Raw genomic sequence first — 25,183 nt, forward strand, 5'->3', positions numbered from 1 at the left:
GATCGGAGGTGCCATTGCGGTGTGCGTTGTCGATCGGGTCAGGGGACATCGAAGGCATCCACATTGAAGTCGCCGTTGCCGCCGAGGCCCTGCGCGGTGCCGTCGAAGTAGACCGACCAGACTCCGTTGTTGTAATACACGACGTCTTCGTCCTGAACCGCCCCCAGCGTCGGGACGGTCGTGTTGCCGGCGCTGAACGACATGTAGAAGTGGGTGGCGTCGACCCGCACGAAGCCATCGATGTCGGCGTTGGTCGGCAGGTTGTATGGCGCCGTGCTCCTGTCGATCACCCTGCTGTATGCGGTGCCGGTCCAGCTGTAGATGTCGCCGTTGTCTGCAGAACCTCCCACACCGGGCGGGTTCGAGTTGCCCACCGTGGAGAAGTACAGGATTCCGCCGACGACGCTGATCGCGTCGAGGTCCAGGTTGTCGTTGCCGCCCAGACCGTGGACACTTCCGTCGAAGTAGAGCGACCAGGTGCCCGCGTTGAAGTAGACGACGTCCTCGTCCTGCACGTTCCCGATGCCGGGCACGGTGACCTGGCCGGTGAAGGAGAGATAGAAGTGGGTGTCGTCGACCCGGTCGTAGCCGTCGACATTGGCACCGGTCGGCAAGCCGTATGGTGCGGTCGTCACGTCATGGACCCGACCGAAGGTGCTGCCGGTCCAGCGGTAGATGTCCGCGTCGTCCGCGGTGCCACCGACGCCGGGCGGGTTGCTGTTCCCTTGCGTCGAGAAGAACAGCGACTGGCCGGCCGGCGGTGCTGCCGGCGGCAGCGCGCCGCCGGCGAACGAGATCGCGTCCAGATCGAGGTTGGCCGACGTGTCCAGACCGTGTGCGCCGCCGTTGAAGTAGATCGACCAGGCGCCGTCGAAGTAGACCACGTCCTCGTCGTCCACCGCGCCGACACCCGGAACCGTGGTGGTCGTGTTACTGAACGACAGGTAGAAGTGGGTGGCGTCCCGCCAGATGAGGCCGTCGACGTTGGGGTTGGTCGCGCCGGTGGCCGACCCGCTGTTCGGCAGGTTGGTCGGCACCGCCGTGGCATCCAGGACACGCACGAAGGAGCTGCCACCGTTCCAGCGGTAGACGTCGGCATTGTCGCCGGTGCCGCCCGCGCCCGGAGGCACGGCCGCGTTGTTCGTCGTGAAGTACAGCGTGTTCCCGACGACACTGATCGCGCCCATGTCGATGCCGCCCACGAGCCCGTGCGCGCTGCCGTCGAACCACAACGACCATGAGGTGCCGTCGAAGTACACGACGTCTTCGTCGGATACGCTTCCGATCCCGGGCAGGGTGACATTCCCGGAGAACGAGGCATAGAAGTGGGTGGCATCCACTCGGGAGAAACCATCCGTGTCAGCACTGCTCGGGACGTTGTACGGCGCTGCAGACAGATCAATCGACCGGCTGAACGCGGTGCCGTTCCAGACGTGGATGTCGGCATCGTCTGCGGTCCCGGACACGCCGGGCGGGTTGGTGTTTCCTGCTGTCGAGAAGTACAGGTCCGAGGCGGGCGGAGGCGTAGTCGTCGCGCCGAACTCGTCCGCGCCGCTGTCGAAGCCGCCCAGTGCCGGCCGGGCCTGGTTGTCGAAGTCCGTGGCCGGCGCGTTCACGCCTGCTGTGCTTGCCGCGCCGAGGTTGCAGGCGGGTGAACCGGGGCAGGCGCCCAGGTGGTAGTTGCCGAGCAGGTTCGGGGGCGCTTCCAGGGTGACGAGAGTGGCGTCCACGAACGCAGGGTTCTGACGCCAGGTGGCGAAGGAAACCGAGACGTCATAGGTCGACGCCACGGCCGGATCGACAGAGCTGTTGCTCGAGCTGGTCGTGTACGCGTGGGACGCCGCGCTCTGCTGGACGACCGAGTTGGTCGGCGCAAGCACCCCGGTACCGTCGGCCACACCGAGATCCCAGTTGTTGATGTCGGCTGCGCCGGCCAGGCCGATGCCGGTGACCGTTGTGCCTGCCCGGGTGCCGGCCCGGTTGTCCCAGAAGATGTTGTTGAACGACACCGGGTTGCTGAAGGTCGGCGAGCCGGCCGGCAGTGTGGCCTGCAGCTGATCGCTGTTGGCCGAGGTCGCCAGGCCGGCAGGGGCCGGTTGGCCGTCCGAGGTCACCGCTGTGGCCGTCGTCAGGTTCTTCATGATCGTGTTGTTGTAGACCCGCACGTTCGGGGCGTCGTTGATGCCGACGCCGCCGCCCTCGTGGGTGGACACGTTGTTGACGATCATGTTGTTGTAGACATTCATCGGGAAGTTGCCGGCCATCAGGAAACGGATGCCGCCACCGTCGTCATTGGCCATATTGGCCTGGATCTGGTTGGCGTAGATGTCCACGGGACCGGAACCGGGCGAGAGCGCACCGACTGTCGCCGGCAGTTGCCCGGCGATCATGATCGCTCCACCCTCGTCGTTGGACGAGTTGAAGTAGATGCGGTTGTGGTGGATCTTGCCGCCGGGGCTCAGGCCGTATGCGCTCAGCCCGCCGCCGTACTCCAGCGAGAAGTTGCCGCAGATGTCGTTGCCGGAGACCTCATAGCCGTCGGACCCTGCGAAGAGGCCGATGCCGCCCGCCAGGTTGGTGCCCGCGTTGGCAATGACGCGGTTGTTGGCGATCCGCACGTTCTCGTTGTGGTTGCTCGTGTTCGGCGCGGCCAGGTCCGGCGTTCCGATCCGGATGGTCCCGTAACCGCCGCCATTGTTCTGCACGACGTTGTTGGTGATCTGGAGGGAGCGCACGTACGCGTTGGCGAAGATGGCTCCGCCCTGCGTCGTGATGTTCGGCGGCAGGCCGGTCGGCCCGCCGGTGAGGGCGTCGATGTTGCCGGGGAAGCCCACCTGGTCGCCGCCGCGGATGTCGAAGCCATCGATGGCTGCCGTGAATCCGCTGGTGAACTGGCGTGCTGCACCGGGTGCCGTTGTGGCGTTCGCCGACGCCAGCACGTAGATCGCTTCGCCGTCGTTCACCGCCTGGTTGCCGTCCCAGGTCAGGCCGCCGACCTTGGTGAACCAGGCCGTTGCGAGGGCGGTGTCTCCGCCGAACGCGCCGGCGTCGATGATCGATCCCGGTACGAAGGTGGTGCCCTGGAAGCCGCCGGACCCGACGCCCTGCAGCTTGACCGGAGAGGCGACGACCAGGTTCTCGTAGTATGCGCCGCGGGGTTGGCCGCTGTGGGCGTTGCCGGGTACACGATGACCAGGTCATCGCCGTTGTTGGCGAACGCGGCGTCCAGTGCGGCCTGGATCGTTGCGTGGGTGCGGCCGGGGCCGACCTCTCGAACGGCAGGGTTGTAGCCCGTTCCGAGCACATGGAAGCTGAGCCCGTTGATGGTGTTTTGCCCGTTGCCCGATGTGATCGTGAGCTGCTGCGCCCCGACCGGGGCCGCGACCGGCACGCTGGCTGTGATCGACGTGTCGCTCCACGCGGTGATGTCGAGCGTTGTCGTGCCCAGATTGACGTGGCCCGTGCCCTGGGCCGCGCCGAAGCCGGTCCCGGCGATGGTGAAGGAGCGGCTGCCTGTTGCGGCCACGTACGGTTGCGACACGCTCAGCAGCTGTGGTGTGGCGGCGTCGAGGGCGCAGGTCACCGCCGTGTTGACCCCGGTGGTCGGTGACCCGACATACACGCCGACCTGGGTCGGGGCGAGGTCAGTCGGAATGGTCACGCCCGGGAATGCCTCGAACTCGGTCGCGATCGAGCGATATCGGGGGTTGTAGTTTGCGTTCAGATGCCCGGGGATACCGGGGTCGTTGCCTACGAAGCGGTACATGTTGGCGCAGACACCCGAGGGGGTCGGGCAGCTGATGTGGTTCGTCGAGGGCAGCAGCACATCGTACGCGCCGTTGAAATCGGATTCGACGGTCGTGACCAGCCGGTTGGCGAAGTCATAGATCCCGACCGGTGCGAAGGCCACGCCCGTCTTCTCCCCGAAGAGCGTGGACCGCGGGTCGGTGGAGAAGTTGATGTCGTCCACGATCAGGCCGCGCAGACGGGCCGGGACGGGGACATCCGTGAAGATGTTGAACATGGGCACGACCGACTTGCCGTTGTTGACCCGCACCAGTTTGGTGTCGCAGGTCGGCTTGGCCGCGCCTTCGTAGGGTGACCCGCCGATCCCCAGGAATGTGGGGTTCGAGACTGCTGTCGAGGCCGGCACCGTGACCCCGACGGGGACCCCGTTGGTGCCGTCGCCGACCACTGCGGGGTAGTTGTCCGTCTTGCTGCCCGCGAGGTCGACGGTGTGGAGCGTTCCTGCGCATGCCGGCGGCGGCACCTGCGGAACGATCTGATCGCCGTTGCCGATGTTGATGTCCGTCTCACTGGTCACCTTGTACAGGGGGTCGCCGGTGGCATCCTGCGGGATCGCGATCTTGACCAGGTAATCGCCGCTTCCGAGCGGCTGGAAGGTTCCGCCGTCGCACACGGGGTTGGCCGGATCTGTGGCGATCAACGTGCCTGTGCAGGCGTCGGCGAAGCCGTAGTTGCCGTCAACGGCCGCACCGAAGTTGGCCGCCGATGTGCCCTGGTCGGTCGGGTACGGCCCGAACTGAACGCCCTGGATGAAGCTTGAGATGCACTCTCCCGATGTCTCCTGGTTCGGTGCGAGCACGTTCTCGTCGAAGGCCACGGAGTTGTCTGCGGCGTGAACGAGAGGCTTGCCGTCGACATCCCGGGCTACGCATCCGGTCGGGCGGCTCCAGTGTTCGGAGAGGTAGGTGTTCAGCAGCTTCCCCTTGGCCAACGACCCGTCCGGCGCGAGCTCGAACGCGTCGTTCGTGCCACCACACGGTGCGGTCGTCGTGCCGCAGTCGACCGTGGACCAGAGCTCAACGGGCACGTCGGAGACACCCGGCTGCCAGTCCTCTGATGCGGCATATTGCGGGTCGAGCTCATTGCGGGTCGTGTCGTAGCTGACCGAGCCGACGATGCCGCCGTTGCGGGGGTCGATGCCGTTGGCGCCTGTCGAATCGTAGGAGTGAACGCCCCAGTCCATCGTGCCGCTGAGGCCGATGATACTGAGCACGCTGACGTCGACGCCGGCGCCCTTCACCGTGGTCGGGGTCGGCTGGTTGTCTGACTGGTAGGTGACACCGGTCGTGTAGAAGGAGTTGTTGAAGTTCTCCATGACGGTCCACTCGCTGAGGGGGTATGCGCTCTCGAAGTGGTAGTAGCCGGTGCTGTCGGTGGTGACGAGGTTCGTCCCTCTGTCCATCAGCGAGTTGTCCTGCTTGCGCATGGTCAGCGTGAAGTTGGGCATGCCGGTCTCGCCCGGGTCTTTCACGCCGTTGCGGTTGGTGTCGTTGAAGACGTACCCGTCGTATTCGGTCCACCAGCCGCTGTCCGGCAGATTGCCCATCTTCACCGTCTCGCCGTTCTTCACGGTCACATTGACCGAGTCGAGGAAGTGGTTCTGCGGCTCGTCCCACCAGCTCAGGCTGTAGTTGCCGTCGGGCACGCCCGAGATGTCGAAGGTGCCGTCCGTGCCGCCGTGACCCACCCAGACTGCCTGGTCGCCGGCCTGCAGGTCGCTGAGCGAGAGCCACGGGTTGACGATCGGCTTGCCCATCTTGCTCCCGGTCAGACCGAGCCAGTGGTTGAAGTCGCCGCCCTTGGGCGGGCTGTACTGCTTGACGTTGACGACCGCGCCAGTGATGTGGCCCGAGCCGGCGGTCAGGGTGTTCGTGGGCTTCACGAATCCGAAGATCGGCCCGGGTACGGGTTCGCCGGCCAGCAGGGCCTCGGTGTCGTATCCGGTGCTGCCCTCCATCACCCAGGCGTCGAAGTCGTGGTTTCCTTCAAGGGTCGTGGTCTGGATCCAGGTCTGGTTGGGCGGGGCCGAGGCAGTGAGCGCGTAGCGGTTGCTTCCCAGGTGAGGCATGGTCAGGATGCCGTCGGCATCGCTGACGCAGTGGCCGCCTGACCCCGCGATCGGCACGGGGAGCATGCCCGCGTCGAGGCTGGCCAAGGGGATCACGTGGCTGATCGGGTCCTCACCCTGGTACACGGTGCACAGGGGGTTGCCATAGACGTCGGTCTGCACCTCGCCGAGGGTGTCGGCGATGTGGCCGGTGAAGCCGGCCAGGCCCGGCTCGCCCTGGTCGAGGGTCCCGTTGGTCGTCGCGCTGTCCTGGAAGATCTGCGCCCGGAGCGTCGAGTCGGGAAGGGGCGTCGGCTGCAGTTCGACGGTGACGAGACCCGGGTCGGCAAGCGGCACGGTGAAGTGCGCGCCGTCGATCTTGTAGCCGTCGGAGAGCACAGAGATCAGGTAACGCCCGTTCGGCAGGGCCAGGCCGCTGGCGAAGTCGGCCTGGTCGCCCTGGCGCACGATCGGGCTCGTGGTGTGCGGAGTCTCCCTGATCGACGTCCACTCGCAGGAGCCCGGATACCCGGCGTCGAGGGTGTTGCAGCCGGAACCGAGCGCCGGCGTCCGCTGGACGGTCGAACCGGTGTTGTCCTCGTTGATCATGTAGGTGAAGTTCGGGATGGCGGCACCCTTGGCGACTCCCGCACCCGAGAAGGCGCGAGGCTCCGTGCGTGCGCTGATCACGTTCAACGTCAGGCTGCTCGTCGTCGCGGCCTCGGCGGGCAGCGCGGGCGGAGCCGAGAGCATCGCTATCGGCATGACCACGGCAGTGGCGGCGATCACAATCCGCTGCCACAGAGGCCGCCTCGACGGCGTGAACCCGGACAAGTCTCTCGTCGATTCCATGGTGACCTCCAACGTCTGGAAGGCTCCATGCTGGTCGGACGCGACCTGGCGACCAAGCCGCACCTGAGGGATGCTCGTCTCCCCAAAATTGGGGGGCGAGCCTCGCCGCCCCCCGAATTGGGTGGTCCTGCACCCCCCGCGTGAGGCTTGTCCGCCCAGGGTGCGGTGGTCACGATGGGAGCCCATCCTCCCCGGAGGCCGGCGTGGCAAACCCCCGTGCCGCGCTTGTTGCCCGGGCCGGTCCGTGTCACGATGGCCGGGCATCGACCCGGTCGATCTGCCCGTCCATCACCCGAAGCTGGATTGCGGAGGCTCATGAGTGCACCACGAGGTGTCCGTCGGATCAGCCGCCGTGCGGAAACTCACCCGGCCTCCCGACTGGCGCCTTCGCTCGCGACGATCGCGATCGTCGTGCTCGTGATCACGGGGATGCCGACGCCGGCACGGGCGGACGCCGCGCAGCCCGTGGACCAGCCGGTTCCGGTTGCAACGACCGCCCTCACGCCGGATCCGATACCCACGCCCTCGCCGTCGCCCGATCCAACACCCGCGACGGCGACGGCACCACCGACGGCGACGCCGGAACCCATGCCCACTCTGGCACCGTCGCCAGAGCCCGCGCCGACGGCGACGCCGGAACCCTCGCCCGCTTCTACGCCGGCACCGACGCCGACGCCGACGCCGACGCCCGAACCAACGCCCGCTCCTCTTCCGACGTCGACACCGACACCGACACCGACGGAGACCCCGGAACCAACGCCCAGTCCTCTCCCGACGGCGACGGCGACCCCGGAACCCACGCCGACACTGTCGTCTACCCCGCCGGCGTCCCCGTCGGCCCCGGCGCTGGTCGCGCCGGAACCCCAGCAGGCTTTCGGCCCGCCGGCACCCTCCGTGACGGCGGCCGCACGACAGGCAGTCGCTGCCGCCCGCGCCGCCGACGCCGCGAGGGCACTGACGGAACAAGCCTCCGCCCGCCGCGCCGCCGCAGTCGCGGCCGCCCAGTCCCGCCTGCGCGCTGCGGAAACCAGGCTGGGTGCGGCGAAGCTTGCCGACGCCTCAGCCCACGCCGACTACGAGGCCGCTGTCAGTCGGGCCGACCTCGTGCATGCGCTCAGGGAACGCGCAGGAGCCACCGCCGACGCGTCCCGCCGGGTGCTGGCTACGCTCGTTCGCGGCCTGATGCAACAATCCGGCAACAGCACCCTCGACGTGCTGCTCGACGACAGGGCAGACCATGACCTGCTGTTTCAGCTCGGCACACTGGATACCCTGTCCAGGCTGACCGCGAATCTCGACGACGTGCGCAGTCGCGTCGCCGCGGACGTCGAACGGGAGCAGGCGCTCGAGAAGCAGGATGCCGCCGCTCAGGCCGTCATCGCCGCGGTCCCCGTTTCCGCCACCCGCGCGGCGGTCGGGGCGGCGCAGGACGACGTCACCGCTGCTTCCGCCGCCCTCGCCGACCTTGCCCGGTCAGCTCCGGCAGCCACGGCGGCGAGCGAGGTCCAGCCGTTCCCGGCAACTGTGCCCGTCGCGGACACCGGGCGCCTCAGCGAACAGGGCTGGACCAGACCAGCCGCAGGGCGCATCACCGATGCGTTCGGCCCGCGTCTCGTGCACCCGGTTGCCGGGGTCGGTGACTTCCACCGGGGGACGGACATCGGCGCCGGGTGCGACGCGGCCATCTATGCGGCGACCGACGGAGTCGTCGAGGCCGCCGGCGTACTGGGCACCTACGGCAACTGGATCCTGATCGACCACGGGAATGGCATCTCGACCGGCTATGCGCACATCGCCCCAGGGGAAGACCCTGGTCAGCGTCGGTGAGCACGTCGTTGCCGGCCAGGTGATCGCCGGGGTCGGGAGCACAGGCGCCTCGACCGGCTGCCACCTGCACTTCGAGGTCAGGATCGACGGGACCGCCGTCGACGCCGTCCCGTTCCTGGCCCTCCGTGGCGTGAACCTCGGCACCTGAATCGCTCGCAATCACGACCGCCGCCAGACCACTCGACCTCTGCGCGCCTGGCCGGGAATCACCTGACCTTAAAGAAAAGTTGTATACAACATCTGGGGGTTTCCCTTAGGGTGAAACCGGAAGTAGACGGGAGGGAATGGCCCTCCCGCCCTCCCGCGCACCTGCACACCTGCACACCTGCACACCTGCACACCTGCACACCTGCACACCTGCACAGCAGGATAGGGCAGTGGCTTCCTTTTCCTGGGGGCCCCATGCACCTGCGCAACCTGAAATCATCTCCCCGGCGGGTGCTCGTGACGGGTGCCGCCTTCACCCTCGGCCTTCTGCTCGCGGCCGGCGGGGCCGGGGCAGCGCACGCTGCCGGCTCGGTCCAGGCCGTCATCGGCCTCGGCACCCTGGACAGCTTCGGAGTGCTCGGACACACGACGGTCACCAACACGGGCGCGACCACGATCACGAACGGTGACCTCGGCCTCAGCCCGGGAACCTCCGTCACGGGGATCGCCCCGGTCACGATCGACAACGGCGTGGTCCACGCCACCGACGCCCAGTCCGAGCTCGCCCAGGCCGACCTGACCACTGCCTTCAACGATGCGGCCAGTCGGGTGCCCGACGTCTCCAACCTCATCGACCTCGCCGGCCAGACCCTCGCCCCCGGCGTCTACGCCGGCGGCGCGCTCTCCCTCAGCGGCACAGTCACCCTGGCCGGAAGTGCAAGCTCGGTCTTCATCTTCCAGGCCGCGAGCACGCTGATCACTGCGTCATCGAGCACCGTCGCCTTCTCCGGCGGCGCGAACGCGTGCAACGTTTTCTGGCAGGTCGGCAGCTCGGCGACGCTCGGCAGCGGATCCGTCTTCGCCGGCACGATTCTCGCCCAGACGTCGATCACCGCCGAGACCGGCGCCACGGTCGCAGGCCGACTTCTCGCGAGCACCGGCGCCGTCACCCTGGATTCCAACGTGATCACCCGGCCCAGCGACTGCGCGGCGCGGACCGCGATCGTCGCGAGCACGCCGACGGCGGCGCAGACCGCGGCGGCCGCCGCAGCGGCGCAGGCCGCCGCCGAGGCCGCCGCCGCCCAGGCCGCAGCAGACGCCGCCGCCACGGCCACGCCGACACCCTCGGCCACCACTCAACCCAGCACGACCGGGCCCGTCACGGAGCTTGCCGCGACCGGAATCGACATCGCCCCCGCTCTGATCGGAACCGGCGCGTTGCTCGGCGTCGGACTCGTGCTCATATTGGCCGGGCGGTCACGGCGAGCGCGCCGACTCCGCTGACCGCAACATCGCGCCCAACGGCACGCGGCCCTTCCGCCAGACTGGGCAGCGGTTACACCGGCATCCGATTCTGGCCTGCGTATCGGGGAGTGCCGCTCATCGCCGCTCGGTGAGAGCGAACAGGGCGGTTCGCACGCGCTTCATCGCGGTCGTGAGGCCCCATTCGGCGGAGAGACGGTCGAGCTCGGCATCCTGCTCCGGGGTGCTCGGGCGGATCCGGGCGTCGAATGCCGGGAGCTTCAGGTCGCGCACGACGTTGACGACGGTCGGTGCGACTGTGAGGTAGTCGGCGGCGGCGATGATCTTGCCACGCACACCCGCTGCCAGCGCCGAGGCCGGATCGGCGGCCGCTGCGACGATCCCGTCGAGGTCGCCGAAATCGGCAAGCAACGTAGCCGCGGTCTTCTCACCCACCCCGGCGACCCCGGGAAGCCCGTCGGAGGCGTCGCCGCGGAGGGCCGCGAAGTCGGCGTACTGCGCCGGGGTGACCCCGGTCTTGGCAAGCAGCGCGGCATCGGTGAGCGTCTCCAGCCTGGCCATGCCGCGGCCGGTGTAGATCACCCGCACGTCGCGGGAGTCGTCGACGAGCTGGAAGAGGTCGCGGTCGCCGGTGATGACATCGACGGGCACGTCCGCGTGCGAGGCGAGGGTGCCGATCACGTCGTCTGCTTCGTGCCGCGGGGCACCGATCACCGGGATTCCGAGCGCGGCGAGCAGCTCGCGGATGATCGGAACCTGCGCGCTGAGGAGGTCGGGGACGTCCTCGGTCGCGGTGGGGGCATCCGCTGCGGGAGACTCGACAGCCGCGGCGACCCGATGGGTCTTGAAGGTCGGGATCAGGTCGACGCGCCACTGCGGCCGCCAGTCGTCGTCCCAGCAGGCCACGATCTCAGTAGGCGGGAACTCGGTGACGAGCCGGGTGATGATGTCGAGCAGCCCGCGCACGGCGTTGACCGGCTGGCCGTTCGGCGCGCGCACGGTGTCGGGCACCCCGTAGAAGGCGCGGAAGTACAGGGCAGCGGTGTCGAGCAGCATCCGGCGCTCCGGTGGAGTGGTCACGGCGGAATCCTGACATATCGGACCCCTGTGCGTCCACCGGGGTGGGATCCCTGTCGTGGCGGGCTGCTGTGCCGGCCGAAACGCCCCCTCACCAGGGCGAGGGGCCGCCGCCGGGAACCGGGCCGCCGTCGAGGAGCAGGGCGCCGAGCGCGGCCTCGTCGCGTTCGGCGTGGTGCTGGCGCACGTAGAGCTCGAGGTCGGCGACCCGCTGCGAGTGACGGGCCTCGAAGGCGAGCGGCCAGGGGCCGAGCGCATGCCCGGCCCGTGCAATGACCTCCTCGACCGAGCGCGCGACGAGACCCCGCACCCTCGCCGCGAGGAGCGCCCCGGCCTGGCCGGTCGCGGTGCCGTCGTCGATCGACGCTGCCGCTGCCGCGAGGACGCCTCCGCACGCGCTCAGGGTCACGTCCATCGCACCGAGGTGCGCGAGTGCGATCTGGTCCGCCGGCCAGTCCTGCGCGCCGCGGAACACCCGACGGGCGATCCCGACCGCGCCGCCGAACCAGCACGCGGCGACGCCGATCCCGCCCCAGGCGTAGCCCGGCCGGTTGAAATACCAGTCGTCCTCGCGGATCGCGACCGCGGGCACGCCGCGGAAGTCAACGGGACCGCTCGTGATCGAGGGCAGTCCCCTGCCGACCCAGGTGTCCTCGAGCACGGTGATGCCCGGCGCGGCGAGGTCGACCGAGAAGAGCCGCAGCGCATCACTCGAGGTGTGCGCCGTGACGAGGGCATTGCTCAGCGAGCCCGCGAGCGAGCACCACGGCTTGAGCCCGTCGAGTCGCCAGCCCTGCTCCGACTCGGTCGCGTCGAGGCGGGTGCCGCGCGCTTCGGCCGCGAAGACACCCCAGCTGCGGGTCCGGCCCGTCTCACCGCCGGGCAGCTGCGCCGGTTCGACGGATGCCTGGCCCAGGACCGAGAGGGCGGCGAGATGACCGTCGGTGACGCGCGCCGCCGACAGGTCGGCCGCCGAGACCGTCGCGAGCATCTCGAAGAGGTGCCGGGTATTGCCCTCCCCGATGGCCGGAAGACGGGAACCGTGGTGCGTTGCGAGGCGGAGCGCCCGCCCGGTGTCGCCGGTCACGAGGAGGGCCTCGTCGGCGACCACCCGGAGTTGCTCACTCGACTCGCGATCACCGGGCGCACCGAGCCAGACCGGGGCACTCTCACTGTCGAAGTTCCGCTGGTTCATCTGCGGCCTCGCCTTCTTTCGCTTGTCATTCTTGACCCGCGTGCACTGTTTCGGCGTCCTCCTCTCGCCGAGCCCACTGTGCCGCATCCCCGGTTCCGCTGTGTTCGTGGTTTCGCCTTCGCGGCCGGACCCGCGTTCGGATCCGAGCGTGCCCGTCCGGCCCCTGGCTCAGTCGGTGATGTCCGTGAGGGCCCGGCCGGAGGGGCGGGTCGGCGACTTGGCGGTCGCCTTCCGCGGCAGGCGGTTCTCGGCGCTGACCATCCAGGCGTACTGCTCGAGCTTCTCGATGAAGCCGTGCAGGATATCGGCGCTTGTCGGGTCCTCTTCGTCAACGGCGTCGTGCACCTTGCAGATGTTCTTCACCGTCGCGTCGAGCCGTTCCGTGATCATGACGACGGTTTCCGCGGTGTCGACCTCGCCCGCCGGGAACTTCGGCAGGTGGGTGTCCTTGGCGACCGTCTCGGTGCGTCCGTCGGGGAGGGCGTCGAGTGCGCGCATCCGCTCGGCCAGCTCGTCGGAGAAGATGCGTGCATCGTCGATGATCTCGTCGAGCTGCAGGTGCAGGTCGCGGAAGTTGTGGCCGACGACACTCCAGTGCGCCTGCTTGCCCTGAACGTGGAGTTCGATCAGGTCGACGAGGACGGACTGGAGGTTGCCGCCGAGTTCAGCCGATGCCTTCATGGGTGTGCCCCTCTCACGCGGGACGTCGGCTCCGACGGATGCCGGGCGAGGGTCCCGCTCGTTTCGAACAGCACGATAGCAGGGGTGTCGCCGCCGTGTCAGGTCGAGCGGATGCCCCTGTTCGGGTGTGCCTCGACCGGCGCTAGGCCGGGGTGTCGGCCGGGGTGTCGCGGCGGCGGAAGAGCGCGGGCCCGGACTGGGCGACGGCGAGCTGAAGCCGCTCGTCGTGCGTGCCCGGCAGGGGCGGGAGCGCGTCGAGCGGCCACCAGGCAGCCGCCGTATTCTCGCCGTCGGCCGGGTGCGGCTCACCGCTCACCCACCGGCAGCGGAAGAGCACGTCGAGATATTGGGCGTGATCGCCGTTGGCGTACTGGAGGGGCTCGCGGGCGAAGACACCGACGAGAGCGTCGACCTCGGCGACGATGCCGGACTCCTCGAGGATTTCGCGGGCCGCGGCATCCGCGGGCTCTTCACCGGGGTCGACGACGCCGGCGACGTTCGACCAGTTGCCGTTGTCGGCGCGGCGGACGAGGAGCGCTTCGTCGCCGCGCACGACGACCGCGGTGACGCCGATGAGCCAGAGCGGGGCGTGTCCGATGCTCTTGCGCAGTTCGAGGATGAAATCGGGGGTGGCCATCCTTCGAGCCTAGCCAGCGGATCTCCTGAGTTGGCCACCGCGGCACCGGTTGCCGGGATGCGCAACCCCCTCGCGCTCGAACTCACCACACAAGCCGGGTGCGAGACTGGTGACGCGGCCTCTCAGACGGACCGCGACAGGGGGGCGACATGACCGGATCACGGGTCGAGGGAGCGCGGCGGGGGACTTCGCGCGGCACCGGGCGCCGAATGGCGGCGGCGCTCGGCGCAGCGGCACTGCTCTGCACAACGCTCTCCGCGTGCGGGACGGCGGCACCGTCGCCGACGGCCAGTGCGACGGCAACGGCATCGGCATCGACCTCGGCCTCGGCCTCGGCCGTCCCAACGGCGACAGGTGCCCCGACCGGCACCCCCTCCGGATCACCCACAGCGGTCCCCACGCCCACGCCCGGCGATGACGTTCCCGCAGCCTGCTCCGCCGACGCGCTCGGCGCCACCCTGGCCTCGCGGCCGATGGACAGCGGGATGAGCAGCTTCTACTGGGACCTCACTTTGACCAACACCGGATCCCAGGCCTGCACCGTGCAGGGGTACCCCGGTGTCCGGCTGGTGAATGCGGTCACCGGGGCACTGCTCGGCCCGGCCGCGGCACACGAACGCTACCCGACGGTGACGGAGGCTGCCGTCGAACTCGCTCCCGGGGCATCCGCCTACAGCCTGCTGCACCTGAATCAGGCGGGCGCATACACCTGCACGCTCGTGGCCGTCACCGAGCTCGACGTGACACCGCCCGGCACGGATGTCCCTCGCCGGGTGACGACGCCCAATCCGATCCAGGGTTGCGACGACCCGCTCATCGGCCTCGTGAAGGTCGGTCCGTTCGCCCCGGCTTCTCTCGTCTACTAGTCACAAACCGGGCCGGCCCCGTTGGCAGCCGGTCCGAGCGGGATCGGCTAGTAGCCGGGGCGCCAGGTCGCGGCGGCGACCGCGGCCTCTGGGTCGGCGATGGCGACGCCGTTGACGCCGTCGCGCACCGCTTGGGTGACCACGGCGACGGCGACGCGGCGCGACACCTCGGGCAGGTCCCGGAACGAGGGCAGCACGGCCGCGCCGGGCCGGGTCACGTCGACCATGCCGGCGATCGCGTGGGCGGCGGCGAGGAGCATGGCCCGGTTCAGCACGGTCGCCCGGGCGACGATCGCTCCGAAGCAGATCCCCGGATACATCAGCGCGTTGTTGCCCTGGCCGATCTCGTAGTCGACCCCGTCGAACCGCACGGGGGCTGACGGGCAGCCGGTGCTCACGAGGGCCGCGCCGGCCGTCCACTCGATCACGTCGGCCGCGGTCGCCTCGGCGAGCTCGGCCGGGTTGGAGATCGGGCAGATCAGCGGGCGTTCGACGTGGGCGGCCATCTCACGCACGGCAGCCTCGGTGAAGGCGCCGAACTGGGTCGACGTGCCGATGAGCGCGGTCGGGTGCACAGCGGCGATCGCGCTGTGCAGCGAGCGCGGGTCGGCGAGCGCGGGCGCGAACGCATCGCCGGCCAGTTCCCGTGCGGGCCGGGCGTACCGGCGCTGGCCGGCGGTGAGGTCGGGCAGGGTGTCGACGATGAGCCCCTGCCGGTCCATCAGGTAGATCCGGGCCTCGGCCTCGGCGAGGGACTGTCCCCCGGTCACGACGAGCTCGTCGACGATCTGGTCGGCGATGCCGATCCCGGCGGTCCCCGCGCCGAAGATCAACACGCGCTGGTCGCCCAGGGTCAACCCGGAGATCAGGATGCTCGTGTTCAGGGCGGCGAGGATCGTGACGCCGGTGCCCTGGATGTCGTCGTTGAGGGTGCAGATGCTGTCGCGATACCGCTCGAGGATCGGCGCCGCCGTCGCGCGGCCGAAGTCCTCCCAGTGCAGCAGCGCGCCCGGGAACAGCCCGAGCGCCGTCTGAACGAAGTCGTCGATGAACCGGTCGTAGTCGGCGCCACGGATGCGCGGAAACCGATTCCCGAGGTACCGCGAGTCGTCGAGCAGCCCGGCATTGTCGGTGCCGACGTCGATGAACACCGGCAGGATCTGGGCGGGGTCGATGCCCGCTGCCGCGGTGTAGACGGCGACCTTGCCGGTGAGGATCTCGGCCCCGTTGACGCCCCAGTCGCCGATGCCGAGGATTCCCTCGCCGTCGGTCGCGACGATCAGGCGGATGTCCCGGCCGTTGGCGTAGATCTGGAGCGCCTCCCCGATGCTCTCGGGATCGAGTGCGGAGATGTAGGCGACATCGCTGCCCGCGTAGCAGTCGCTGTACTGCTGGATCGCCTGGGCGACGGTCGGCGCGTACACGATCGGCAGGAATTCGACGAGGTGCCGGGACATCGCATAGTAGAACAGCCGGCGGTTGCGCGCGCAGACGTCCATCAGGAACAGGCGCTTCTCGAGGTCGTTCGGCCGGGCCAGGAACCGCCGGTAGAGCTGACCCGATTGCTGCTCGATGGTCTGCACGACGTGCGGCAGCTGCCCGGTGATGCCGCCGCGCATCCGCTCGGCCCGGGTGAACGCGGTGCCCTTGTTGCGGTACGGGTCGGAGAGCAGGGAACGCCCGGTCATGAAGTGCCTCTCGCGAGTTGGAGGCCGCGACGGTGTGACCGGTGTGCCGGGCCTGAGGCTGCTGCCTACCCCGCTTCACCCAGTTTAACCCCGCGTTTACCCGAGGTTCGTCCCTGCATCGGCCGCCGAGGCGGCGCGCGCCGCATTCTTCTCCTCGCGACGGACAGCCCTGCGTTCCCTGCCGCCCTCGACGAGGAAGTACAGCACCGGGAGCACGATGAGGGTGAGCAGGGTCGAGGAGACCAGGCCGCCGATCACGACCAGGGCGAGCGGCTGGGAGATGAACCCGCCGGTGCCGGTGAGGCCGACCGCCATCGGGAGCAGGGCGAAGATCGTGGCGAGGGCGGTCATCAGGATCGGGCGCAGCCGCCGGGAGGCCCCGTTGACGAGCGCCTCGCGCACGTCGAGCCCCCGCCGCCGGTACTGGTTGACGAGGTCGATCAGCACGATCGCGTTCGTCACGACGATCCCGATCAGCATCAGCACGCCGATCAGCGAGGGCACTCCGAGGGGGATGCCGGTGATCACCTGCAGCGCGATGGCCCCCGTCGCCGCGAACGGGATGGACACGAGCAGCAGCAGCGGCTGCAGCAGCGACCGGAACGTCGCGACCATCACGATGTAGACGATCAGGATCGCGGCGAGCAGCGCGATGCCGAGCTGCTGGAACGCGTCGGTCTGGTCCTTCGTGACACCGCCGAGGGTCGCGGTCGCGCCGGTCGGCAGGGTCGTGTCGGCGAGCACGGTCGCCATCTGGGCGTTGGCGGTGCCGAGGTCGTTGTTGTTCGGCGTCGCCGAGACCGTCGCGGTGCGCAGGCCCTTCGTCGTCGTGAGGGTGGCCGGGCCGTCGACCTGTGCGACGGTCGCGAGGGTGCTGAGCGCGACCGGCCCGGCGAGGGTCGGGATCGGCAGGGCGGCGAGCTCGGCCGTCGTGGCCGGCGAGCTGGCCCCGGTGAGATACACGGACAGGTTCGCCTCGTTGATCACGATCGACCCGACGACGCTCGGCTGCATCGCCTGGGAGACGAGGGTGCCGAGCGCGAGCTCGCTCAGGCCGGCGGAGGCGGCCTTCGTGCGGTCGATCGTCACGGCGAGGTAGGGCCGGGAGGCGGCGAGGTTGCTCGAGCTCTCCTTGATCGCGGCGAGCTTCTTCACGGCGGCGAGGATGCTGTCGCTCGCTGTCTGCAGGTCGGCGCCGTTGGCCGCGGTGATGTCGACGGCGATGTCCGAGGTGCCGCCGAAGCCGCCGCCGGCCGTGACCGAGAAGTCGCCGACGCCGGTGAGTGCGGCGAGCTTGCCGCGGACGGCGTCCTGCACGGCGTCGGGCTTGGCCACGCCGTCGGTCGTGATCGAGTAGGTCACGGTGCTCGTGGTCGGCGCTCCCCCGGCGAACGCGGCGAGGGCGCTGCCGCCGCCGATCGACACCTGGACGATCTTCACGCCCGGCGTGCCGCGCACGGCCGATTCGACCGTCGTCGAGGCGGTGTCCTGGGCGGCGAGGCTCGTGCCGACCGGGAGAGCCTGGGCGACCCGGAACGTGGTCTGGCCGGTCGAGCCGAGGAAGTTGACCTTCATGAACGGGATGATCGCGACCGTTCCGCCGAGCACGAGCACGGAGAGCAGCAGGGTGGCGACGGCGTGCCGGAGCGTCCAGCGGATGATCGGCAGGTACCCGGTCTGCAGGCGGCTCGGCTCCTCGACGATCGCGTCCGCGGGGGCGGATGCCGCGCGCCGGGTCCGCCGGGACGCGGCGGCCGCAGCGGTAGGAGTAGCGGGGGCCGCCGCGGGTGCGGACCCGCCAGGGTGGTCCGCGGCCGCGTCGGCGACGGTCGTTGTTTGCGCGGACTCGGCCGCGAGCGCGCCGGGGCCGGTCGGGTCGGCGACCGCGAACGCGGCGGCATCCGTTGTCACGAGGACCGGGGCGGTCTCGGGAGCCTTACCCGGCTGAGCAGAATTCGGCGCCTTGGCGGGCTTGGTGGGCTTCGCGGGCTTCGGCGTCCTGGCGGGCCTCGGGCTCGGGGCGCGCAGGAACCAGTAGGCGAGTACGGGCACGATCGTGAGCGAGACGAGCAGGGAGGCGAGCAGCGCGATCGTGACGGTGAGGGCGAAGGGGCGGAAGAGTTCGCCGGTGGACCCGCCGACGAAGGCGATCGGCAGGAAGACCGTGACGGTCGTGATCGTCGACGCGGTGATCGCGCCGGCGACCTCGCGCACGGCCGCGACGATGGTCTCGGAACGGTCCACCCCGGGCACGAGGTGGCGCTTGATGTTCTCGATCACGACGATCGAGTCGTCCACGACACGGCCGATCGCGATGGTCAGCGCGCCGAGCGTGAGGATGTTGAGCGAGTACCCGACGCCCTGCAGGCCGATGAAGGTGATCAGCACGGAGGTCGGGATCGAGATCGCCGTGACGAGCGTGGCACGCACCGAGAGCAGGAAGACGAGGATCACGAGCACGGCGAAGACGAGCCCGAGGATGCCCTCCTGGGTGAGCGAGTTGATCGACTCCTGGATGAACGGGGCCTGGTCGAAGACGACGGTGAAGGTCGTGCCGGGGACGGCATCCTGAAGCCTCGGCAGGATCGCGCGCACGGCCGTCGATACGTCGACCGTGTTGGCGGCGGGCACCTTCGTGACCGCGATCGTGAGGGCCGGCTGGCCGTTGACGCGGGAGATGCTCGCGACGGGGTTCTCACCGAGCACGACGGTGGCGACGTCGCCGATCGTGGGCGGGGTGGCCGGAGCGGCGCCAGGGGCGGTGCCGGCGCCGGTCGCGAGCAGGGGCAGGGCGGCGATGTCCGCGGCGGAGGTGAGCTTGCCGCCGGCCTGGACCGACAGGGTCTTGTCGCCCTCGGTGAGCGAGCCGGCGGGGACGAGCGCGCCGTTCTGCTGCAGGGCCGAACGGATGGCCTGCGTGCTGAGGCCGCGGGCGGCCAGGGCCGCGGCATCCGCTGTGATGGTCACCCGGCGGCCGACATCGCCGACGAGCGCGGCCTCGCGCACCCCGGACACGTCACGGATGTCGCCGAGCACGCTGCGCTTGAGGTCGTCGGCGAGGGTGGCCTGGTCGCCGCCGGAGACAGCGAGGGAGATGACCGGGAAGTCGTCGATGCTGCCGCTGATCACCTGCGGGTCGAGGTTGTCGGGCAGCCGGGTCTTGATGCGGTTGATCGCCTGGCCGATGCGGGATTCTGCCTTGACGAGGTCTGTGCCGTACGTGAACGTCGCGCTCACGAGCGAGGAGTTCGTGCTGCTCGTCGTCGAGGTGGATTCGAGGCCCGCGATGCCCTGGATGGCGGTCTCGATCGGCGTCGAGACGTCGTCGTTGACGACCTCGGGCGAGGCGCCGGGGTAGCTCGTGGAGACGAGCAACTGCGGCAGCTGCAGGGAGGGGATGAGTTCCTGCTTGAGGCTCGTGAGGGCGAGGCTGCCGAAGATGGCGGCGACGATCGTGATCAGGGCGATCAGGGCCCTGTTCTTCATGCTCAGCACGGCGAGAAAATGCATGGCTCAGTATCGCATCGCCGTGTGACGCCCGTGTTGCGTTTCGCACCCCCGGTTCGGCGCGGAATGGCGCCTCGGAGTCAGACGACGTCGGCGAGGTACCCGGTGTCGGGCAGCGGATGCCGCAGCAGCGTCCCCCAGGCCAGGCCCAGTGCGTCCACAGCGCGTTCCATCTCGAACGCCCCGTGGCAGAACGGGACCCGCAGGAAGCGCTCGAAGGCGCCGTCGACGCCGAAGCGGGGACCGGCCGGCACGAGAAGGCCGTGGTTGCGCGCGGCGAGCGCGAGCTGGGAGCTCACGGGTCGCCCGAGGTTGACCCACGCCGTGAGGCCGCCGTCGACGTGCGGCACGGTCCACTCGGGGAAGCGCGCGGCGAGGAGCGCCTCGAGGTGGTCGCGCCCGGCCCGGAGCTCGCGGCTGCGGCGCTCGAGTATCGCCGGCATCTCCGGGAGCATCCGGGTGACGATGAGTTGCTCGAGGATCGGCGTGCCCATGTCCGTTGCCGTGCGCGCGGCAACCAGCCGGCGGATCAGCGCGGGCTCCGCCCGGATCCAACCGATGCGCAGGCCGCCCCAGATGGTCTTGCCCACCGAGCCGACCGTGACGACCGTGGCGGGGACGCTGGCGCCAGATCCGCTTCCATAGCCGTTCATTCCTGCATTTCCCGGCTCGCCCTGCGCGTATGCCGCGAACGGCATGAAATCGTCGGTCCGGTCGATGCTGAGCTCGCCCATGGTCTCGTCCGCGATGAGGACCGTACCCTGCCGGGCGGCGGCCTCGATCACGCGGGTCCGTTGCTCGGCGGGCATCGTCTGCCCGGTCGGGTTGTGGAAGTCGGGCATCAGGTAGCCGAGCACGGGATTGCTGCCCCGGAGGGCCTGGAGCAGGGCGGGCTCGTCCCAGCCGGACGAGCCGTCGCCCACGCGCGCCGTCACGCTCACCGGCACGAGCCGCGCCCCGGCCGCGCTGAGCGCCTCAACCGCGTGCGGGTAGCTCGGCTGTTCGATCAGCACCCGGTCGCCGCGGCTGACGAACACCCGGGCGAGCAGCGAGATCGCGTGCTGGGCTCCGATCGTCACCATGATCTGGTCCGGGTCGGTCGGGAGCCCCCGCTCCCGGTAGCGTTCGGCGATCGCGGCGCGCAACTCCGGGATGCCGACCGGATCGAAGCCCGGACCGTTCAGGTGACGCGAGAGGTCCTCTGCTGCCCGCGCGGCGACATCCGCCAGCCCGCCGAGGGCCGACATCGTCGCCTTGCTGAGATCGAGGACGCCGCTGTCGCCCGACGCGCTCCCTGAGCCAGGGCCGGCCGCCGCGCCGGAGCCCGCGCCGGAGCCCGCGCCGGAGCCCGGCAGCCGCACCACGCTGCCCGAACCGCGCACGCTCGAGAGCAGCCCCGCGGCGCGCAGCTCGCGGTAGGCGGCCGTCACAGTCGTGCGGCTCAGCCCGAGGCGCACGCCCAACTCGCGTTCGGCGGGCAGGCGGGTGCCGGCGGTCAGGCGGCCGTCGAGGGCGAGCAAGCGGATGCGATCGGCGAGCCCCCGGTATGCGCTCCCGCCGGTGCGCCACTCGCCGAGCTTCGACTCGAGGGCACGGGCGCTGAGCTGAGTGTCCGACATGAGGCCACTCTAGACAGATTGGCTACTTGATAACAGTCCACTCGTGCAATTGGATTGGTTTCCATGACCCGTCGTCTCATTCAGCTGCTTATTGGCCTCTTCCTGTACGGCATCGCGATCGCGCTGATGGTGCGCGGCGCGATCGGCGTCGCTCCCTGGGACGTGCTCACCCAGGGCATCGACGGCCACACCCACCTCGGGTTCGGCCTGCTGACCGTCATCCTGAGCGGCGTCGTGCTGCTGTTCTGGATCCCGCTGCGCCAGAAGCCGGGCGTCGGCACCGTGATCAACGCGCTCCTCGTCGGCCCGTCGGTGGATGTCGGCCTCTGGCTGGTGCCCGCCGGCCTCGACCTGTGGCTGCGCGCGCTGCTCTTCGCGGCAGGCGTGCTGCTGCTCGCCGTCGCGACCGGCCTCTACATCGGGGCGCACCTCGGCCCCGGACCCCGCGACGGCCTGATGACCGGCCTGCACCGGCGCACCGGCTGGCCGATCTGGATCGTGCGCACCGGCATCGAGGGCACCGTGCTCGCGCTCGGCTGGGTGCTCGGCGGCAACGTCGGCATCGGGACCGTGCTGTTCGCGGCGCTCGTCGGCCCGCTCTGCCAGTGGACCATCCCCCGCCTCGCGCTGCCGCTCCCCGCGCCTCGGACGCCCTCGCCCGCTTCGGCCCTGGCCGACGCGCGCTAGAGGTTGCGGTCGGCGTAGGCCAGGAGGGCCGCGCGGACGAAGGCCGCCCCGGCAGGGCCGCCGTAGTTCGCGGCGAAGCGCTCGTCGGAGACATACATCTCGCCGAGGCCCGTGAAGTACTCCTTCGAGGGTCCCGCGCCGCCCGGCCCGCCGCCGGGGACGCCCGGGATGGCACGCAACCAGTCGAACTGCCGCTGCGCGAGGGCCTGGGCCTCGGCTCCCGCCGGGTCGAGCCGGCCCGATGCTCCGGAGGCTCCGGAGAAGGCGGCCGCCGCGCGCCAGTCCGCGAGGAGCTGCGCCTGCCGCTCCTGCCACGCCGCCTTCTCCGCGGCGCTCATCCCGCGCCACCAGGAGTCGCCGCTCGCCCAGGCCGCGGCTCCCCAGCGCTGCTCGACCTCCTCCTTGTGTTCCGTGGGATCGAATCCGTCGAACATGTTCTCTGCCATGAGTTGTTCCTTTCTGTTCAGGGTGGTGATGGTGTCCTCGACCGAGCCGATCTGGCGATCGAGGCGGTCACGCTCGCCGCGCAGCCAGGCGAGGTGCGCGCCGAGGGCGCGGGCGGCATCCGTTTCGTGGTCGAGCACCTCGCGAATGGCGGGCAGCCCGAGCCCGAGGGCGCGCAGCATCAGGATGCGCTGCAGGCGCACGAGCGCCGCCGCGTCGTAGTAGCGGTAGCCGTTGGCGCCGATCCGGCTCGGCGGGAGCAGCCCGAGGTCACCGTAGTGCCGCAGCGTGCGGCTCGTCGTCGACGCGAGCCGCGCGATCTCCTGGATCGACCAGTCCATGTTCAGTCCCCGTCCGTTGTGATCTCCACGATAATTCTTGACGTTGCGTCAAGGTCAAGCGGGCTCCCGAATCCGATTCGGTACCATGTGGCATGCACGACACGACCGAGGCAACGGATGCCGCGGCGCGGCCCCGCGCGCGCCTGGCGCTCCGGCTCGTGCCCGCGGCCCTGATCTCTGCGTCCGCGGTGCTGCTCTTCGGACTGCACACGCCGGTCTCGATCCCCGCGGGCTACCTGCTTCTCGGACTCGCCCTCGCGACGGCCCTCGTCATCGACCGCCCGCTCGCCCGCGACCTCGCCCTCATCGCCCTCGGCCTGCTCCTGATCAGCACCATCTCGCTCGCGGCCAACATCGACTACCCGAACATGGCGCTGATGGGGGCCGTGCTCACGCTCGCGGTACTCCTGCCGTACCTGGTCTCGCGCTACCTCTACCGCGAGCGGGCGATCCGGTTCCCGATCCGCACCGGGCGACCCTGGACATCCGCAGCGCTCGGGTACCTCGTCGTCGTGATCGCGCTCGGCTATGCGATTCTGCCGACCTATTTCATCCGCTCCGGCGCCTTTCACAACTGGCCGACCGTCACCGCGCCGGACGAGATCGGGCGGCTCTTCGTCGGCGTCGGTTTCGTCGGAATCTGGGACGAGCTCTTCTTCATCTGCACCGTGTTCGCCCTGCTGCGCCGGCACTTCCCGGACTGGCTCGCGAACCTGCTCCAGGCGGTGATCTTCACCTCATTCCTCTGGGAACTCGGCTACCGCAGCTGGGGCCCGCTGATCACCTTCCCCTTCGCACTCCTGCAGGGCTTCACCTTCGCGCTGACCAGGTCACTCGGCTACGTCATCGTCGTGCACCTGCTCTTCGACCTCGTCGTCTTCCTCGTGATCGTGCACGCACACACCCCGGCCTGGCTGCCGATCTTCCTCTACTGACGCGCACCCGCCCGCGCGCGCCCGCGCCCGCGACCGCGACCGGGAAGGTGCTCGGGGTTGCGCACCGCCGAAACGCGATATATCGTGAATCACACCAGACGCGATATAACGCGAAAAAGTTTCCGGCGTCCGCAACGGACGCCCACAGAAGGAGCACACAATGGCACTCGAAAAATGGCTGGTCGCCCCCGGGCAGACCCGGGTGATCGACGTCGAACTCGTCAACCGGCTCAAGGTCGGGCTGATCGGCGGCAAGGTCGACATCATCGGCCACGACGAACCGTTCACCCGCGTCGAGGTGCACAGCGTCAGCGGCAAGGACCTCCGCATCTCCCTCGACGGAGACACCCTCGAGGTCGACCACCCGCAGCTGCGCTGGGACAACTTCATCGAGGTCTTCGCCTCCTTCCGCGGCAGCGCCCGGGCGGACGTGAGCATCACCGTCCCGCGCGACGTCGCCCTCAAGCTCGGCGTGGTCTCGGCCGGCGCGCTCATCACGGGCCTCCGCAGCGACCTCAAGCTCAACACCGTCTCCGGTGACCTCGTCGTCGACGGCGTCACGGGCGACATCGAAGTCAACGCGATCAACGGCGAGATCTCGGTCAGCAACCACTCCGGCGACATCACCACGCACACCGTTTCCGGCGATGTCACCGCGAGCGGCAGCATCCGCCGGTTCAGCGTCGACGGCGTCGCGAGCAACGTGTTCCTCGACCTCGAGGGCTCACCGGACACCGTCAACACGAACACCGTGAGCGGCAACCTCACCGCACGCGTCGAGGCCGGCCTCCCGATCAAGTACCACCTCAACACCATCTCGGGGGTCCTCCAGCTCGACGACCAGACCGTGAAGGGCACCCTCGGCAAGGGCTACGAGTCGAGTACGGGCGTGCTCGCGGGCAGCTGGCTCGAACTGCACGCGAACTCCGTCTCCGGTGACATCTCGATCGTCCGGCGTCCGGCCGCGGCGGCGGATGCCCCGGCGAGCGCCCCGAGCGCAGCCGCCGGGTTCGAAGCGCCGGGCGAGGCCCCGGCGGACACCGCAACGGGGGCCTCGGCATGACTCCCGTCTTCGCCCACGGCAGCCTGCGGCTCTACCTGCTGAGCCTGCTCGCCGAGCAGCCGCGGCACGGTTACGAGCTGATCCAGGCGCTCAGCGACCGGTTCGGCGGCACGTATATCCCGAGCGCGGGCACGATCTACCCGCGACTGGCCAAGCTCGAGGAGGAGGGCCTCGTCACGAAGTCGACGGACGGCCGCAAGACCGTCTACGAGATCACCGACGCCGGACGCGCCGAGCTCCTCGCGCGCGGGGGCGACCTCGACGCACTCGAGGACGAGGTCACCGACTCGGTGCGCCGGCTGGCAGACGAGGTCCGGTCCGGGGTCGCCGCGGCGATGACGAGCCTGCGCACCGATCTCGCAGCTGCCGCCAGGCGGGCCAGGGACGACGCGGGCTTCGGAGCGGGCGGCCGGGCACGTGGGGGTTCGAGTCCCACCACCGGTTCCGCCGTTCCGGGCACGGCCGCGGGTGCCGATGCCAGTGCCAGTGCCAGTGCCAGT

Annotated in this window: 19 protein-coding genes and 1 pseudogene; 9 read left to right on the plus strand and 11 right to left on the minus strand. The window is 69.8% G+C overall.

What is annotated here, in order from left to right; translation table 11 throughout:
* Positions 1–38: 38 nt before the first annotated feature.
* Together RGU41_RS15270 and RGU41_RS15275 are read right to left on the minus strand one after the other, a co-directional pair.
* Positions 39–2,963, minus strand: coding sequence for a hypothetical protein (locus RGU41_RS15270; RefSeq protein ID WP_322136767.1), 2,925 nt, complete (start codon positions 2,961–2,963; stop codon positions 39–41).
* A gap of 20 nt (positions 2,964–2,983) precedes the next feature.
* Positions 2,984–6,619: an SdrD B-like domain-containing protein gene (locus tag RGU41_RS15275; protein ID WP_322136768.1), complete on the minus strand. Its 3,636-nt coding sequence runs from the start codon at positions 6,617–6,619 to the stop codon at positions 2,984–2,986.
* Here RGU41_RS15275 and RGU41_RS15280 point away from each other — a divergent pair.
* On the plus strand, positions 6,618–6,773 hold the full coding sequence (locus RGU41_RS15280) for a hypothetical protein (protein ID WP_322136769.1): 156 nt from the start codon (positions 6,618–6,620) through the stop codon (positions 6,771–6,773). The two genes, RGU41_RS15275 and RGU41_RS15280, sit on opposite strands and share 2 nt — an antisense overlap.
* 295 nt (positions 6,774–7,068) lie before the next feature.
* Here the strand turns inward: RGU41_RS15280 and RGU41_RS15285 are convergent, their stop codons facing one another.
* Entirely contained in the window at positions 7,069–7,506 is a 438-nt protein-coding gene (locus RGU41_RS15285) for a hypothetical protein (RefSeq protein ID WP_322136770.1), read from the minus strand.
* 94 nt (positions 7,507–7,600) lie between these two features.
* Between RGU41_RS15285 and RGU41_RS15290 the strand changes: the two genes are divergently transcribed.
* The 3 genes from RGU41_RS15290 to RGU41_RS15300 all read left to right on the plus strand — a co-directional run bounded on the left by RGU41_RS15290 (position 7,601) and on the right by RGU41_RS15300 (position 9,964).
* The gene (locus tag RGU41_RS15290) at positions 7,601–8,533 is read left to right on the plus strand and encodes a M23 family metallopeptidase (RefSeq protein WP_322136771.1); all 933 of its coding nucleotides are present in this window, start codon (positions 7,601–7,603) and stop codon (positions 8,531–8,533) included.
* The gene (locus RGU41_RS15295) at positions 8,490–8,681 is read left to right on the plus strand and encodes a M23 family metallopeptidase (protein ID WP_322136772.1); all 192 of its coding nucleotides are present in this window, start codon (positions 8,490–8,492) and stop codon (positions 8,679–8,681) included. Before RGU41_RS15290 ends, RGU41_RS15295 begins: the two co-directional genes overlap by 44 nt.
* A 254-nt stretch (positions 8,682–8,935) precedes the next feature.
* Positions 8,936–9,964: an ice-binding family protein gene (locus tag RGU41_RS15300; RefSeq protein ID WP_134446253.1), complete on the plus strand. Its 1,029-nt coding sequence runs from the start codon at positions 8,936–8,938 to the stop codon at positions 9,962–9,964.
* A gap of 96 nt (positions 9,965–10,060) precedes the next feature.
* On the opposite strand, the gene RGU41_RS15305 is transcribed toward RGU41_RS15300, so the two are convergent.
* From RGU41_RS15305 to RGU41_RS15320, 4 genes are all read right to left on the minus strand, one after another.
* Positions 10,061–10,999 (minus strand): 5'-3' exonuclease, encoded by a 939-nt coding sequence (locus RGU41_RS15305; RefSeq protein WP_322137371.1) that lies wholly within the window; start codon positions 10,997–10,999, stop codon positions 10,061–10,063.
* Between the two features lie 112 nt (positions 11,000–11,111).
* Positions 11,112–12,215 (minus strand): acyl-CoA dehydrogenase family protein, encoded by a 1,104-nt coding sequence (locus RGU41_RS15310; protein WP_322136773.1) that lies wholly within the window; start codon positions 12,213–12,215, stop codon positions 11,112–11,114.
* A gap of 168 nt (positions 12,216–12,383) precedes the next feature.
* Positions 12,384–12,998, minus strand: coding sequence for a Dps family protein (locus RGU41_RS15315; RefSeq protein ID WP_416172983.1), 615 nt, complete (start codon positions 12,996–12,998; stop codon positions 12,384–12,386).
* A 40-nt stretch (positions 12,999–13,038) separates the two neighbouring features.
* On the minus strand, positions 13,039–13,533 hold the full coding sequence (locus RGU41_RS15320) for an NUDIX domain-containing protein (protein ID WP_322136775.1): 495 nt from the start codon (positions 13,531–13,533) through the stop codon (positions 13,039–13,041).
* 149 nt (positions 13,534–13,682) lie between these two features.
* Here RGU41_RS15320 and RGU41_RS15325 point away from each other — a divergent pair, with 149 nt between their 5' ends.
* Positions 13,683–14,399 (plus strand): DUF4232 domain-containing protein, encoded by a 717-nt coding sequence (locus RGU41_RS15325; protein ID WP_322136776.1) that lies wholly within the window; start codon positions 13,683–13,685, stop codon positions 14,397–14,399.
* A gap of 47 nt (positions 14,400–14,446) precedes the next feature.
* On the opposite strand, the gene RGU41_RS15330 is transcribed toward RGU41_RS15325, so the two are convergent.
* The 3 genes from RGU41_RS15330 to RGU41_RS15340 all read right to left on the minus strand — a co-directional run bounded on the left by RGU41_RS15330 (position 14,447) and on the right by RGU41_RS15340 (position 21,213).
* Complete coding sequence (locus RGU41_RS15330; protein ID WP_134561971.1) at positions 14,447–16,087, minus strand: NAD-dependent malic enzyme; 1,641 nt, start codon at positions 16,085–16,087, stop codon at positions 14,447–14,449.
* A 96-nt stretch (positions 16,088–16,183) separates the two neighbouring features.
* On the minus strand, positions 16,184–19,597 hold the full coding sequence (locus tag RGU41_RS15335) for an efflux RND transporter permease subunit (RefSeq protein ID WP_322136777.1): 3,414 nt from the start codon (positions 19,595–19,597) through the stop codon (positions 16,184–16,186).
* A 77-nt stretch (positions 19,598–19,674) separates the two neighbouring features.
* Complete coding sequence (locus RGU41_RS15340) at positions 19,675–21,213, minus strand: PLP-dependent aminotransferase family protein (protein WP_322136778.1); 1,539 nt, start codon at positions 21,211–21,213, stop codon at positions 19,675–19,677.
* A 63-nt stretch (positions 21,214–21,276) separates the two neighbouring features.
* Here RGU41_RS15340 and RGU41_RS15345 point away from each other — a divergent pair, with 63 nt between their 5' ends.
* Positions 21,277–21,900 carry a hypothetical protein gene (locus RGU41_RS15345; RefSeq protein ID WP_322136779.1) on the plus strand — a complete coding sequence of 208 codons (624 nt, stop codon included), beginning with the start codon at positions 21,277–21,279 and terminating at the stop codon, positions 21,898–21,900.
* Here the strand turns inward: RGU41_RS15345 and RGU41_RS15350 are convergent.
* Positions 21,897–22,685, minus strand: a complete 789-nt coding sequence (locus RGU41_RS15350) for a MerR family transcriptional regulator (protein ID WP_322136780.1) — start codon at positions 22,683–22,685, stop codon at positions 21,897–21,899. The two genes, RGU41_RS15345 and RGU41_RS15350, sit on opposite strands and share 4 nt — an antisense overlap.
* 92 nt (positions 22,686–22,777) lie before the next feature.
* On the opposite strand from RGU41_RS15350, the gene RGU41_RS15355 reads away from it, so the two are divergent.
* The 3 genes and pseudogenes from RGU41_RS15355 to RGU41_RS15365 form a co-directional block, all read left to right on the plus strand.
* A complete protein-coding gene (locus tag RGU41_RS15355; RefSeq protein WP_322136781.1) occupies positions 22,778–23,620 on the plus strand; it encodes a CPBP family intramembrane glutamic endopeptidase in 843 nt (280 codons plus the stop codon).
* 160 nt (positions 23,621–23,780) lie between these two features.
* A complete protein-coding gene (locus RGU41_RS15360; protein ID WP_134446242.1) occupies positions 23,781–24,683 on the plus strand; it encodes a DUF4097 family beta strand repeat-containing protein in 903 nt (300 codons plus the stop codon).
* Positions 24,680–25,072, plus strand: a pseudogene (locus RGU41_RS15365) (PadR family transcriptional regulator); the annotation flags it as partial. The gene RGU41_RS15360 and the pseudogene RGU41_RS15365, both read left to right, overlap by 4 nt.
* Positions 25,073–25,183 lie beyond the last annotated feature (111 nt).

Source organism: Cryobacterium sp. 10C3 (assembly GCF_034314285.1).
Lineage (GTDB): Bacteria > Actinomycetota > Actinomycetes > Actinomycetales > Microbacteriaceae > Cryobacterium > Cryobacterium glucosi.

Excerpts from the sequence above, each read along its gene's own strand:
- RGU41_RS15280 (WP_322136769.1), top strand. The coding sequence starts at position 6,618 with ATGACCACGGCAGTGGCGGCGATCACAATCCGCTGCCACAGAGGCCGC.
- RGU41_RS15275 (WP_322136768.1), bottom strand. The coding sequence starts at position 6,619 with ATGCCGATAGCGATGCTCTCGGCTCCGCCCGCGCTGCCCGCCGAGGCC.
- RGU41_RS15295 (WP_322136772.1), top strand. The coding sequence starts at position 8,490 with ATGCGCACATCGCCCCAGGGGAAGACCCTGGTCAGCGTCGGTGAGCAC.
- RGU41_RS15300 (WP_134446253.1), top strand. The coding sequence starts at position 8,936 with ATGCACCTGCGCAACCTGAAATCATCTCCCCGGCGGGTGCTCGTGACG.
- RGU41_RS15305 (WP_322137371.1), bottom strand. The coding sequence starts at position 10,999 with ATGCTGCTCGACACCGCTGCCCTGTACTTCCGCGCCTTCTACGGGGTG.
- RGU41_RS15310 (WP_322136773.1), bottom strand. The coding sequence starts at position 12,215 with ATGAACCAGCGGAACTTCGACAGTGAGAGTGCCCCGGTCTGGCTCGGT.
- RGU41_RS15320 (WP_322136775.1), bottom strand. The coding sequence starts at position 13,533 with ATGGCCACCCCCGATTTCATCCTCGAACTGCGCAAGAGCATCGGACAC.
- RGU41_RS15325 (WP_322136776.1), top strand. The coding sequence starts at position 13,683 with ATGACCGGATCACGGGTCGAGGGAGCGCGGCGGGGGACTTCGCGCGGC.
- RGU41_RS15330 (WP_134561971.1), bottom strand. The coding sequence starts at position 16,087 with ATGACCGGGCGTTCCCTGCTCTCCGACCCGTACCGCAACAAGGGCACC.
- RGU41_RS15335 (WP_322136777.1), bottom strand. The coding sequence starts at position 19,597 with ATGCATTTTCTCGCCGTGCTGAGCATGAAGAACAGGGCCCTGATCGCC.
- RGU41_RS15340 (WP_322136778.1), bottom strand. The coding sequence starts at position 21,213 with ATGTCGGACACTCAGCTCAGCGCCCGTGCCCTCGAGTCGAAGCTCGGC.
- RGU41_RS15345 (WP_322136779.1), top strand. The coding sequence starts at position 21,277 with ATGACCCGTCGTCTCATTCAGCTGCTTATTGGCCTCTTCCTGTACGGC.
- RGU41_RS15350 (WP_322136780.1), bottom strand. The coding sequence starts at position 22,685 with ATGGACTGGTCGATCCAGGAGATCGCGCGGCTCGCGTCGACGACGAGC.
- RGU41_RS15355 (WP_322136781.1), top strand. The coding sequence starts at position 22,778 with ATGCACGACACGACCGAGGCAACGGATGCCGCGGCGCGGCCCCGCGCG.
- RGU41_RS15360 (WP_134446242.1), top strand. The coding sequence starts at position 23,781 with ATGGCACTCGAAAAATGGCTGGTCGCCCCCGGGCAGACCCGGGTGATC.